Below are 12274 nucleotides of genomic sequence, written 5' to 3' on the forward strand. Positions count from 1 at the left end.
CGGGGTCAGCGGTCGGAGGGCGCGTACCGCGGCACCGTGACCGTCACGCGCAGGCCGTGCGGCTCGTTCGGGCCGAAGGAGATCCCTCCGCCGGAGGCGGTCAGCAGCACGCGGGCGATGGAGAGGCCGAGCCCGGAGCCCTTGACGTTCTGGTGGCGTCCGGAGCGCCAGAAGCGGTCTCCGACCCGGACCAGCTCCTCCTCGGTGAGGCCGGGGCCGAGGTCGGCGACGACGACCTCGACGCTCTCCCGCTCCGTGAGGACCCGTACGGTGACCTCTTCGCCCTCCGGCGTGAACTTCAGCGCGTTGTCGATCACCGCGTCCAGAGCGCTGGAGAGGGCCACCGGGTCCGTCCAGCCGGTGGCCGCGCCGCACTCCCCCGACAGGTGGACGCCCTTGTCGTCGGCGACCGCCCGCCAGGAGGCGATCCGCTCGGCGGTGAGGGCGCCGACGTCGGTGAGGCGCAGGTCGGCGGCGGCGTGCTCGGCGAGGGCCAGGTCGAGGAGGTCGTCGAGGACCTGTGCGAGCCGCTTGCCCTCGGTGCGCACGGAGGCGATCTCCTCGTTCCCCTCGGGGAGTTCGAGGGCGAGGAGTTCAATGCGCAGCAGCAGTGCGGCGAGCGGGTTGCGGAGCTGGTGGGAGGCGTCGGCGACGAACGCCCGCTGCTGTTCGAGGGATTCCTCGACGTGGTCGGCCATCTCGTTGAACGAGCGGGCCAGGCGGCGCAGTTCGGGCGGTCCGCCGGTCTCGGCGACCCGGGAGTTCATCCGGCCGGTGGCGATGTCGTGGGTGACGGTGTCCAGGACGCGGACCGGGCGCAGCACCCAGCCGGTGAGGCGTACGGCGGCGCCGACGGCGAGGAGCATGGCGGCGGCCTCGCCGGCGAAGATCACCAGCCAGTCGCGCAGGATGCGGGCGCGGAGGTCCCCGGTGGGCGAGTCGGTGACGACGACGGCGATGACGTCCCCGTCGCGGACGACCGGGGAGGCGATGACGAGGCGGGCGTCCGGCTGCCAGGGCCAGACCTGCGGGGGGTCGTGGCTGCGGCGGCCGAGCAGGGCCTCCTGGAAGGCGCGACGTCCCTCCCCCTCGTAGGGGACGGTCCAGTCCTCGGGGGCGGCGGCCATGGCCCGGTTGTCGCGGTAGAAGATGCCGGCCCGGATGCCGTAGACGTCGTGGTAGCTGGCGAGCTCTCCGCCGAGGGTGGAGCGGCGCTCGCTGTCGCCGGTGGCGAGGTCGCCGACGAACTGGGCGAGGGCGGCGAAGCGGGCGGCGTCGTCGAGGCGGTCGACGACGACCCGCTGCTGCTGGGCGGCGGCGCGGCCGGCGGCGAGCGGGAAGCCGAGGGCGAGGAGGACCCCGGCCATCAGGACGATGAGGAGGGGGAGGAGTCGGGTGCGCACGGGTGGAGCGGCCGGGGTTACGCGGCCGGGGGGACCAGGCGGTAGCCGACGCCCCGCACGGTCTCGATCAGGGCGGGCATGCGCAGCTTGGAGCGGAGGGAGGCGACGTGCACCTCCAGGGTGCGGCCGGTCCCCTCCCAACTGGTCTGCCAGACCTCGGAGATGATCTGCTCGCGGCGGAAGACGACACCGGGCCGCTGGGCGAGAAGGGCGAGCAGGTCGAACTCCTTGCGGGTGAGGGCGACGGGCTCGCCGCCGACGCTGACGCGCCGGGTGGGCAGCTCGACGGTGACGGCGCCGAGGTGGAGCACGGTGGCCTCGGCGGCGGAGCCCGTACCGCCGGCGGTGTCGTCGGCGCCGGGGCCGCCGGTGCGCCGGGAGACGGCGTGGATCCGGGCGAGCAGTTCGCCGGTGTCGTAGGGCTTGACGACGTAGTCGTCGGCGCCGAGGTTGAGGCCGTGGATCCGGGAGCGGACGTCGCTGCGGGCGGTCACCATGATCACCGGGGTGGCGGTGAGCTTCCGGATCCGGGCGCAGACCTGGTAGCCGTCCTGGTCGGGGAGGCCGAGGTCGAGCAGGATCACCCCGTACGAGGGACGCTCGCCCTGCGCGGTGGGGAGGACGGCCTGGAGGGCCTCCTCGCCGTTGCGGGCGTGGGTGACGGTGAAGCCGTGCTTGGCGAGGATCGCGGAGAGGGCCGCGGCGACGTGGTCGTCGTCCTCGACGAGCAGCAGTCGCATGGGTCTTCTCCTCTCGTTGCGCCGGGCCCCTGGGCCGTCGCGCCGGGGTGCCCCGAACCGTTGCCGCCGGGAGTGCCCCGGACCGGGGCACGAACGCCCATGAACGCCGATCATCGACGCCCCAGTCAAGTCTCCCCTACGGAGCGCGGGCTTCCGTTATTCACCCGGTACGACGCCGGCGCCCGCCTTCACCCAGAGTGTCCGGCTGTAGCCCTATCGTTATCCTCAATTTCCGCTCAGATGTGATGACGGCCCTCCGGACGGGTCTCTAGGGTCCTCCCAATCGAGGAGGACGGAGCAAGAGGCCGATGAGCGAAGTGGCAGTGTCCAAGGACCACGAGGACTCGCCCCGGGCCCAGGAGGATCTGGTCGTCCTGTCCGGAGTGAACAAGCACTTCGGCGCGCTGCACGTGCTGCAGGACATCGACCTCACGATCGGCCGCGGCGAGGTCGTCGTCGTCATCGGCCCGTCGGGCTCCGGCAAGTCGACGCTGTGCCGCACGATCAACCGCCTGGAGACCATCGACGCGGGGACGATCACGATCGACGGGAAGCCGCTGCCCGCGGAGGGCAGGGAGCTGGCCCGGCTGCGGTCGGACGTCGGCATGGTCTTCCAGTCCTTCAACCTCTTCGCGCACAAGACCGTGCTCGAGAACGTGATGCTGGGCCAGATCAAGGTCCGTCGCACGGCGAAGGCCGAGGCGGAGACCAAGGCCCGCGCCCTGCTTGAGCGGGTGGGCGTGGCCGCGCAGGCCGAGAAGTACCCGGCCCAGCTCTCCGGAGGCCAGCAGCAGCGCGTGGCGATCGCCCGCGCCCTGGCGATGGGCCCGAAGGTGATGCTCTTCGACGAGCCGACCTCGGCGCTCGACCCCGAGATGATCAACGAGGTCCTGGAGGTCATGCAGCAGCTGGCCCGGGAGGGCATGACGATGGTGGTCGTGACGCACGAGATGGGCTTCGCCCGCTCGGCCGCGGACCGGGTCGTCTTCATGGCCGACGGCCGGATCGTCGAACAGGCCACCCCCGAGGAGTTCTTCAGCAACCCGCGCAGCGACCGGGCGAAGGACTTCCTCTCCAAGATCCTTCATCACTGAGCCATCACTGAGTCATCATCGAGCCACCACCGAGCGAGCCGACGACCTAGTCTTCGCAACTCACGCCTATCCAAGGGACGTTCAACCATGAAGCTTCGCCACGCCTCCACGGCCGCCGCGGCCGCCGTCGTCCTCGCCCTGACCGCCACCGCCTGCGGCGGCTCGGACTCCGGCAGCAACGGCGACAAGATCACCATCGGCATCAAGTTCGACCAGCCGGGTCTCGGCCTGAAGACCCCGGACGGCTCGTACGCGGGCTTCGACGTCGACGTCGCCAAGTACGTCGCCAAGGAGCTGGGTTACGCCGAGGACAAGATCAACTGGAAGCAGGCCCCCTCGTCCGAGCGCGAGAACCTCATCAAGAACGGCGACGTCAAGTTCGTCGTCGCGAGCTACTCGATCAGCGAGAAGCGCCTGAAGGAGGTCGACTTCGCCGGCCCGTACTTCCTGACCCACCAGGACCTGCTGGTCCGCGCCGACGACACCTCGATCACCAAGCCCGAGGACCTCAACACCAAGAAGCTCTGCTCGGTCACCGGCTCGACCTCCGCGCAGAACGTCAAGGAGAAGCTGGCGCCGGACGCCGACCTCCAGCAGCTCGGCGGCTACTCCGAGTGTCTGACCGGCCTGGAGAACAAGCGGGTCGACGCCCTCACCACGGACGCCTCCATCCTCGCGGGCTACGCCGCGCAGAAGGAGCACCAGGGCAAGTTCAAGCTCGTGGGCCTCTCCCTGAGTGACGAGAACTACGGCATCGGCCTCAAGAAGGGCGACTCCGAGCTCAAGGGCAAGATCAACAAGGCCCTGGAGAAGATGGTCTCGGACGGCACCTGGGACAAGCTCGTGAAGCAGCACTTCGGCCCCTCGGGCTACCAGAACGAGCCGGCCCCGAAGATCGCGGGCTGATCCGACGCCCCTCGCCGTGACGGCCGCCCCGCCAGGGAGCGGCCGTCACGGCACCACCGGCCGCTGCCGACGCACCGGCCGTCCCACCGACCGACCACCAGGGGAGAGCGCGGGGCATCGTGTTCGACTTTCTTGATTCCGGGCAGTACGACCTGCTCGGCGCCTTCTGGGTGACGGCTCAGCTCGCCCTCTACTCGGCGATCGGCTCGCTGGTCTGGGGCACCGCCCTGGCCGCGATGCGGGTCAGCCCGGTCCCGCTGATGCGCGGCTTCGGCACCGCGTACGTCAACCTCGTCCGCAACACCCCGCTGACGGTCGTCATCGTGGCCTGCTCCTTCGTACTCGACCAGACCCTCGCGGTGACGCTCGGCGGCGAGAACTTCAAGGAGATCGGCTTCCGGCTCGCGGTGCTCGGACTCACCGCGTACACCGGCACCTTCGTCTGCGAGGCGCTGCGCTCCGGCATCAACACGGTCCCGGCGGGCCAGGCCGAAGCGGCCCGCGCGCTGGGCATGAGCTTCACCCAGGTCCTGACGCTGGTGGTCCTCCCCCAGGCGTTCCGCGCCGCGATCACGCCGCTGGCCAACGTGCTCATCGCGCTCACCAAGAACACCACGGTGGCGGCGGCGATCGGCGCGGCCGAAGCGGCCCTGCTGATGCGGGAGATGATCGAGAACGAGGCCCAGGCGCTCTTCACGGTCTTCGCCCTCTTCGCCTTCGGCTTCATAGTCCTCACCCTCCCCACCGGCCTGGTCCTCGGCTGGGCGGCCAAGCGACTGGCGGTGAAGCGATGAGCTCCGTCCTCTACGACGTCCCCGGCCCGCGGGCCAGGCTGCGCAACGTCGTCTACACGATTGCCTTCCTCGCCCTCCTCGGCCTCCTCGGCTACTGGGTGCTCTCCGCGCTGGCCGACAAGAACCAGCTCACGTCCGAGAAGTGGTCGCCCTTCGTCACCGACTCCCAGGTCTGGACGACGTATCTGATCCCCGGTCTGACCGAGACCCTGAAGGCCGCCGCGCTCTCCATCCTCATCGCCCTGCCGCTCGGCGCGGCCCTGGGCATCGGCCGGCTCTCCGACCACCGCTGGATCCGGGTCCCGGTCGGCGCGGTCGTGGAGTTCTTCCGGGCCATCCCGGTGCTGCTGCTGATGATCTTCGCGAACCAGCTCTACGCGGACTACACGCCCGTCAGCTCCGACTTCCGCCCCCTGTACGCGGTCGTCACCGGCCTGGTGCTCTACAACGCCTCCGTCATCGCCGAGGTCGTCCGCGCCGGTGTCCTATCGCTCCCCCGGGGCCAGGGCGACGCGGCCGTGGCGCTCGGCATGCGCAAGGGCCAGACCATGCTGTACGTGCTGCTGCCGCAGGCCGTCACGGTCATGCTCCCGGCCCTGGTCAGCCAGCTCGTGGTCATCGTGAAGGACACCGCGCTCGGCGGCGCGATGCTCGGCTTCGGCGAACTGCTCAGCCAGAACCGGCAGATCACCGCCAACTACGGCGCCAACACGATCGCCACCTTCACGGTCATCGCCCTGATCTACATCGTGCTCAACGCCGTCATCACCCACCTCGCCGGCCGTCTGGAGAAGCGGCTGCGCCAGGGCCGCAAGGGGGCGGCGGTGAAGGACGTGGCCCCGGTCACGAACGTCGAGGCGGGCGCGGTGGGCACCCCCATCGTCTGACCACCACCCCGACCGGCCCGGTTTCCCCCAAGTTCCGCGCCCGTCCACTTCCGGCCCCGTCGCCCTCCCCCGGACCGCCTGCTTCCGGGGGAACCGGCGGGGCCGGAGGTCTTGGCGGGCCGGAGGGGGCGCGAGAGGGGGCCGCAGGAGCCGGAAACGGTCCCTGCGGGACAGGCCGCCCGCACCGCGCCCACCGCGTCACTTGACGCAAAACACCCTGAGTGGGTTGCATACGGTCTGTGATCAAGCACCGGGCTCGTGCCACACTCTGCTGTGCTGCCCCCATGACTTTCCGGCCTTTTGGAGCCGCGCCGTGGACCCGGTGATCATCGTGGGCGCGGGGCCGGTCGGCCTCGCGCTCTCCCTCGCGCTCGCCGCGCAGGGCGTGCCCAGCGTCGTCCTCGACGAGACCTCCGGCAAGGAGGAGCCGCGCCCCGCGCGGACCGTCGTGCTGCGCGCCGACACGGCCGCCCTGGTCGAACGGCTGGGCTGTGCCACCGTCCGCGACGAGGGGCTGCGCTGGGTCGGCTGGCGCGGGATGCGCCGCGGCCGGCAGCTGCGCCAGGTCGCCTTCGACCTGGGCCTCGGCGGCACCGAGGAGTGGTCCGAGGACCCGGCGTCCCCCGCCTCTCCGGCCGCCCCCCTGCACATCACCCAGCACGCCCTGGCGCGCGGCCTGCGCGACGCCATCGGCCGCGAGCCGCTCGTCCGGCTCGTCACCGACTCCCGCCTGGACACCGTCGAGCAGGACCGCACCGGCGTCACCGCCCACACCCGCGGCCCGGACGGCACCTGGTGGCGCGGCAGCCACCTCGTCGGCTGCGACGGCGCCCGCTCGACCGTCCGCAAGCTGCTCGGCGTCCGCTTCCCCGGCCGCACCGCGGTCGAGCGGCACGCGGTCGCCGCCCTGCGCACCGAACTCCCCTGGCCCGGCGAGTCCCTGCTGCACCGTCAGCCGCCGTGGCGGGGGGTCGGCGAGGAGGTCACCGCCCGTCCGCTGCCCGACGGGGTGTGGCGGATCGACTGGCTGCTGCCGCCGCGCGGCGAACTCGTCACCCCGGACGCGCTGGTGGCCCGGATCCGCGAGACCCTGGCGGGCTGGTGCGACGGCTCCACGCCCCCGTACGAGCTCCTCGACACCGGCGTCCACACCCTGCACCACCGGCTCGCCCGCCGCTGGCGCGTCGACCGGGTGCTGCTCGCCGGGGACGCGGCCCATCTGCTCGGCGCGATCGGCACCCAGGGCCTCGACGAGGGCCTGCGGGACATCGACAACCTCGCCTGGAAGCTCGCCCTCACCTGGCACCGGTCCGCTCCGGACGCCCTGCTCGACAGCTACCAGAGCGAGCGGCGCACGGCGATCGCCGCCCGGCTGCGCACGGCCGACCAGGCCCTGCCCGCCCTGCGTGGCGCCGGCGGGCTGCGCACCTACCTGCCGGGCGTGATGCGCGGCCACGACGCCCTGCTGACCGACGGCCACCTGGGCCGGGGCCCGCTGGGCGCCTCCCCCGCCTATCCGCACTCGCCGCTCGCCGCGCCCTTCACCGAGGGCATGGTCCCCGTGGGCACCCCCCTCGGCGCCCCCGTCGAGGACGTCCGGGTGACGGCCCCCGACGGCACGACGGTACGGCTCCGGGACCGGCTGGGGCAGGCCCGGCTCCTGGTCCTGCTCGTCGCCCCCGGCACGGGGGTGTGGGAGCGGCGCCACTGGCGGAGCGCCGGCCTGATGCCCCGTCTGGAGGAGGCCGCCGAGGCCCTGCCGGTCGCGTCGGAGGTCCTGGTGACCGACGCCTACCCGGGCGCCCCCGCCCACGCCGTCCTGCTCGTCCGCCCCGACGGCCATCTGGTCGCCGCCTTCGCCGGCGTACGACCCGAGGAACTGCACGCCGCGGCGGAAGCCGCCCGCGGCGGCGCCCCGCAGCCGCCCCACCCGACCGACACCCCCGCGGATCTCTCTTCGGGTGCCTCCTCGGACGTCCCCCCGCCCGACCCGACGGATACTTCCCCCGGCACTCCCCCGGAGAAGGAGCGGCCCGGGAAGCCCGGCGCGCCCCTCTCCGCCGAGGTCCCGGCCCCGGCCGAGGTGTCCCGGGAACAGGACCGGACCGCGGACGTCCACTGACGGGCGCGGGCGCGGCGCTCCCGGCCGGCACCCGCTACATGGCCCCGCACCGCCGGACTCCGCCCCGCAGGCCGGACCCGGCCTGCGGGCCTCCGGCCCGGGAAGGCGGTCGGCCTCCCCCGATGTCCTCTCCCTGGCCGCCAGGGCCGGGGCAGCTGCGGCCCCCGAAGGGATTAGTAGCCCTCCTCCAGGCCGTCGGTGGACTCGCCCTCCTCCTCCAGGGCCCGGCGGACCACCCGCAGGGCCATGCCCTCGGGGTACCCCTTGCGGGCGAGCATGCCGGCGAGGCGTCTGAGCCGGCGGTCGCGGTCGAGACCGCGGGTGGCGTGGAGCTTGCGCGCCACCAGTTCGCGCGCGGTGGCCTCCTCCTGGTCGGAGTCCAGCTGACCGACGGCCTCCTGCACGAGGGCGGGGTCGATGCCCTTGGTGCGCAGCTCGCGGGCGAGGGCGCGGCGCGCGAGGCCCCGGCCGTGGTGCCGGGACTCCACCCAGGCGTCCGCGAAGGCGGCGTCGTCGATGAGGCCGACGTCCTCGAAGCGGGCGAGGACCTCCTCGGCGACGTCGTCGGGGATCTCCCGCTTGCGCAGGGCATCGGCCAGCTGCTTGCGCGTGCGGGGGGTTCCGGTGAGCAGGCGCAGACAGATCGCCCGCGCCCGCTCGGCCGGATCCTGGGGTGACAGCTCCTTCTCGGCCCTCGACGAGTCGGGGCTGTCACCCGGCCATTCGGTGCGACCGGTCACCGGTTCAGCTCTTGGCCGCGGTGGCCTTGGTCGCCCTGGCGGTCTTGGCCGCCGTGGCCGGGACGGCCTTGGTGTCGTCCGCGCCTGCCGCACCCGCCGCGTCCGCCGTCTCGGTGCCGGCCTCGGCCTTCGCGGCCTCGGGGCGGACGCCGACGCCCAGCTTCTCCTTGATCTTCTTCTCGATCTCGTTGGCGAGGTCGGGGTTGTCCTTCAGGAAGTTGCGGGCGTTCTCCTTGCCCTGGCCGAGCTGGTCGCCCTCGTACGTGTACCAGGCGCCGGCCTTGCGGACGAAGCCGTGCTCCACGCCCATGTCGATCAGGCCGCCCTCGCGGCTGATGCCCTGGCCGTAGAGGATGTCGAACTCGGCCTGCTTGAACGGGGGCGCGACCTTGTTCTTCACGACCTTGCAGCGGGTGCGGTTGCCGACCGCCTCCGTGCCGTCCTTGAGGGTCTCGATGCGGCGGATGTCGATGCGCACCGAGGCGTAGAACTTGAGCGCGCGGCCACCGGTCGTGGTCTCCGGCGAGCCGAACATCACACCGATCTTCTCGCGGAGCTGGTTGATGAAGATCGCGGTGGTCTTGGACTGGTTGAGGGCGCTGGTGATCTTCCGGAGGGCCTGGCTCATCAGTCGGGCCTGGAGGCCCACGTGGGAGTCGCCCATCTCGCCCTCGATCTCCGCGCGCGGGACGAGCGCGGCGACGGAGTCGATGACGATGAGGTCGAGGGCGCCGGAGCGGACCAGCATGTCGACGATCTCGAGGGCCTGCTCGCCGTTGTCCGGCTGGGACAGGATGAGGTTGTCGATGTCGACGCCCAGCTTGCGGGCGTACTCGGGGTCGAGGGCGTGCTCGGCGTCGACGAAGGCGACCTGTCCGCCGGCCTTCTGCGCGTTGGCCACGGCGTGCAGGGTCAGGGTCGTCTTGCCGGAGGACTCCGGGCCGTAGATCTCCACGACGCGGCCACGCGGCAGACCACCGACGCCCAGGGCGACGTCGAGGGCGGTCGATCCGGTGGAGATCACCTCGATCGGCTCCTGGGTACGGTCGCCCATGCGCATCACGGCGCCCTTGCCGAATTGGCGTTCAATCTGTGCGAGCGCGGCGTCGAGCGCCTTCTCGCGGTCGGTTCCTGCCATGGGTTCCACCCGGGTTGCTTGAGTCGATCGCTTCATGTGAAAGACGCTAACCCCTGCCACTGACAACGGGCCCCCGCGTCCCTCCGACCTGTGGACAACTCGCCGAGATGCCCGCGATTCCAAGGGCCGGAACCTTCATGAGAATGGATGTTCGATTTTAGTGTCAAGCGCGCCACGCGCTCCTGTGGACAACAGTGACGGCCCCGCGCCCGGATCGATCCGGGCGCGGGGCCGTCCACCGATGAGGGCCGGAGGGGAGACCTACTCCCCGTCCTCGTCCCACCCCGGGTCCAGTCCCGCCTCCCGGTCGGCGCGGTTCAGCGTCTCGCCGATCAGGCGGGTGGCGTAGTCGAGGTCCCCGGTGATCCGGTTGATGTGCTCGGCCAGCAGGAGCGCGGTGGCTTCCAGGGCGGTCATCTCCTCCTTGGTCCAGTCCCCGTACTGCTGCCGCCAGAGGCTGGGGCTCAGGCCGGTGCCGGCCGCGATCACCAGACCGGCCATGGTGGGGATCGCCTCGGGGCTGACGCTCCGGGGCATCATGCGCAGCGTGGCCACCAGGCTGGGCACCACGTACTCGATGACGTCCCGGTCGTGGTCCTCGTGGGCTCTCCGCAGCCACTTCATGAACATGAAGACGAGCGTGCAGGCACCGTCCAGCAGATCGTGGACACCCTGCAGGTCCAAGGACGCGGTGAGCTGGTCGAGCATCTGCTGCTCTTCGGGATCGGTTCCGGTCTTGCCGTCATGAATGGCCTTGAGCCGGGAGTCGATCACCATGAGCGCCCCGTCCACGTCACCGGCGGGAGCGTAGCGGGGGTCGCAGGGCGATGGCACGGGCTTCCTCCTCGTCGACCGCGTCGGCGCGGTCAGTCCGTACGGTAGGAGGCTCATCGGACGGATTCCGGCGGAACCCGGGAAACGACCTTCAGACGACTGAACCGGACCCGGTGCGTTGACCGGCGGAAGGGCTGGCCGGAAGGGCCGTGCGGGCCCTCCGCGCCCAGGACGCCGGCTTTCCGCATGTGGCGCATAACAGACACCCGTGCTCTGCCGGCGGGCGGAGGGCGGAGACACGGAGGGGCGGACGCGGCCGCCGGAGCCGGAGGCCGTACCCCGTCCGACGCCAGGACATCCCGTCGCGCCGCTCACAGACAGCGGGCCGGACCGCCCTGCCCCACGGGCAGGAGGTCCGGACGCTTGGCGGTCCGGCCGTCGCCGGAGGAGCGGCCTCGCACCCGGCGCACGATCCAGGGGCCGAGGAAGGATCCGGCCCAGGCGAGTTCTCCGGCGGCGAGGCGCAGGCCGGTGGGGGCCGGGCGAGGCGGCAGCGGGCGGGTCCAGCCGTCGTCGCTGTCCGGCAGGGCGAGCGCGTCGGCGACGGCGGCCGCGATGCGCGCGTGGCCGAGCGGGGAGGCATGCAGCCGGTCGGCGCTCCACAGGCGGGGGTCGGTGACCACCTCGTGGTGGGCGGTCTCCGCGACGGTCACGCCGTGCCGGCGGGCGGCCTCCCGGATCCGGTCGTTGAGGGCGTGGACGCGGGGCGCGAGCGGCCGGGCCAGCGGGGTGATGCGGCCGACGTCGGGAAAGGTGAGGGTCGCGACCCGGGCGCCCTGGCCGGTCAGGGCGGCGAAGACGGCCTCCAGGTGGCCGGCCGTCTCGTCGGCGTCGAAGCCCGGCCGGAGCAGGTCGTTCACGCCCGCGACGACGGTGGCGAGGTCGGGCCGGAGCGCGAGGGCGGCCGGGAGCTGCTCCGCCCGCACCTCCCCGGCCAGGCGGCCCCGGACGGCGAGGTTGGCGTACCGGACTCCGGGACCGGTCCTGGCCAGGTGCCCGGCGAGCCGGTCGGCCCAGCCGCGCAGCCCGGTGAGGTCGTCGCCGTCGCCCACGCCCTCGGTCTGGCTGTCGCCGAGGGCCACGTACCGCCGGTATCCGTGCGCGCTCACCCATCCGCCCTTTCCCCATCCACTTTTCCACCTAATCAACTTTTTTAGTATACGTAGAGCGGTCGGTCCGCGACCCGGTCCCGTCTGTCTTTCGGCCCACCCGCCTGTCCTTCGACCCATGCGCCTCCCGCCCCGAACAGCCGACACCCTGATCACCGGTCTCGCCCTCCTCCTGGGATGGTCTGGAAGCTGATCTCGGGGCGGCGGACGCACAGGCCCACCCCGCACGCGGCACTCGACTGGGCCCTCGCCCCCCCCCCCCGGCGGCCCGGCCCATTGCCGTCGACGCCCTCCCGCCCGTGATCATCTTCACCCTCGTGCTCTACACCACGGCCGTCGAGGGCCGCTTTGCCGCCGCACTCGCCTCGGTCACCCTGTTCGCCATCGGCTTCGGCGAAGCCCGCCAGGAGCCGGGCCATCGCCAGATCGACGGGACCGCGCTCGCGATGCTCGCCGGCTGGCTGATCAGCGTCTCTGATCAGTTGAGTGATCCCGTATGGACCGTCA

General features: G+C 72.2%; 11 protein-coding genes and 1 pseudogene. 6 read left to right on the plus strand and 6 right to left on the minus strand.

Features of this window, described 5'->3' with window-relative positions:
- Positions 1–5: 5 nt before the first annotated feature.
- Together QK442_RS23735 and QK442_RS23740 are read right to left on the minus strand one after the other, a co-directional pair.
- Positions 6–1403, minus strand: a complete 1398-nt coding sequence (locus QK442_RS23735; protein WP_282696063.1) for a HAMP domain-containing sensor histidine kinase — start codon at positions 1401–1403, stop codon at positions 6–8.
- Positions 1404–1420: 17 nt separating this feature from the next.
- Positions 1421–2143, minus strand: a complete 723-nt coding sequence (locus QK442_RS23740) for a response regulator transcription factor (RefSeq protein ID WP_282696064.1) — start codon at positions 2141–2143, stop codon at positions 1421–1423.
- A gap of 365 nt (positions 2144–2508) precedes the next feature.
- Here QK442_RS23740 and QK442_RS23745 point away from each other — a divergent pair, with 365 nt between their 5' ends.
- The 5 genes from QK442_RS23745 to QK442_RS23765 all read left to right on the plus strand — a co-directional run bounded on the left by QK442_RS23745 (position 2509) and on the right by QK442_RS23765 (position 7946).
- On the plus strand, positions 2509–3237 hold the full coding sequence (locus QK442_RS23745) for an amino acid ABC transporter ATP-binding protein (RefSeq protein WP_282696078.1): 729 nt from the start codon (positions 2509–2511) through the stop codon (positions 3235–3237).
- 87 nt (positions 3238–3324) lie between these two features.
- The gene (locus QK442_RS23750) at positions 3325–4143 is read left to right on the plus strand and encodes a glutamate ABC transporter substrate-binding protein (protein WP_282696065.1); all 819 of its coding nucleotides are present in this window, start codon (positions 3325–3327) and stop codon (positions 4141–4143) included.
- 119 nt (positions 4144–4262) lie between these two features.
- Positions 4263–4937: an amino acid ABC transporter permease gene (locus tag QK442_RS23755; RefSeq protein ID WP_282696066.1), complete on the plus strand. Its 675-nt coding sequence runs from the start codon at positions 4263–4265 to the stop codon at positions 4935–4937.
- Positions 4934–5824, plus strand: a complete 891-nt coding sequence (locus QK442_RS23760; RefSeq protein WP_282696067.1) for an amino acid ABC transporter permease — start codon at positions 4934–4936, stop codon at positions 5822–5824. The genes QK442_RS23755 and QK442_RS23760 overlap by 4 nt, the downstream gene beginning before the upstream one ends.
- Before the next feature lie 313 nt (positions 5825–6137).
- Positions 6138–7946, plus strand: coding sequence for an FAD-dependent monooxygenase (locus tag QK442_RS23765; protein WP_282696068.1), 1809 nt, complete (start codon positions 6138–6140; stop codon positions 7944–7946).
- 173 nt (positions 7947–8119) lie between these two features.
- Here the strand turns inward: QK442_RS23765 and recX are convergent, their stop codons facing one another.
- From recX to QK442_RS23785, 4 genes are all read right to left on the minus strand, one after another.
- Positions 8120–8686: a recombination regulator RecX gene (gene recX, locus QK442_RS23770; protein ID WP_282696069.1), complete on the minus strand. Its 567-nt coding sequence runs from the start codon at positions 8684–8686 to the stop codon at positions 8120–8122.
- A 4-nt stretch (positions 8687–8690) separates the two neighbouring features.
- A complete protein-coding gene (recA, locus tag QK442_RS23775) occupies positions 8691–9824 on the minus strand; it encodes a recombinase RecA (RefSeq protein ID WP_282696070.1) in 1134 nt (377 codons plus the stop codon).
- Positions 9825–10085: 261 nt separating this feature from the next.
- Positions 10086–10658 (minus strand): hypothetical protein, encoded by a 573-nt coding sequence (locus QK442_RS23780; RefSeq protein WP_282696071.1) that lies wholly within the window; start codon positions 10656–10658, stop codon positions 10086–10088.
- Positions 10659–10969: 311 nt separating this feature from the next.
- Positions 10970–11767, minus strand: a complete 798-nt coding sequence (locus QK442_RS23785; protein WP_282696072.1) for an SGNH/GDSL hydrolase family protein — start codon at positions 11765–11767, stop codon at positions 10970–10972.
- Between the two features lie 299 nt (positions 11768–12066).
- On the opposite strand from QK442_RS23785, the pseudogene QK442_RS23790 reads away from it, so the two are divergent.
- Positions 12067–12274, plus strand: a pseudogene (locus tag QK442_RS23790) (hypothetical protein); the annotation flags it as partial.

Source organism: Streptomyces sp. CC208A (genome assembly GCF_030010625.1).
Lineage (GTDB): Bacteria > Actinomycetota > Actinomycetes > Streptomycetales > Streptomycetaceae > Streptomyces.

Coding starts and splice junctions, on each gene's coding strand:
- QK442_RS23760 (WP_282696067.1), top strand. CDS start 4,934: ATGAGCTCCGTCCTCTACGACGTCCCCGGCCCGCGGGCCAGGCTGCGC.
- recA (WP_282696070.1), bottom strand. CDS start 9,824: ATGGCAGGAACCGACCGCGAGAAGGCGCTCGACGCCGCGCTCGCACAG.
- QK442_RS23750 (WP_282696065.1), top strand. CDS start 3,325: ATGAAGCTTCGCCACGCCTCCACGGCCGCCGCGGCCGCCGTCGTCCTC.
- QK442_RS23740 (WP_282696064.1), bottom strand. CDS start 2,143: ATGCGACTGCTGCTCGTCGAGGACGACGACCACGTCGCCGCGGCCCTC.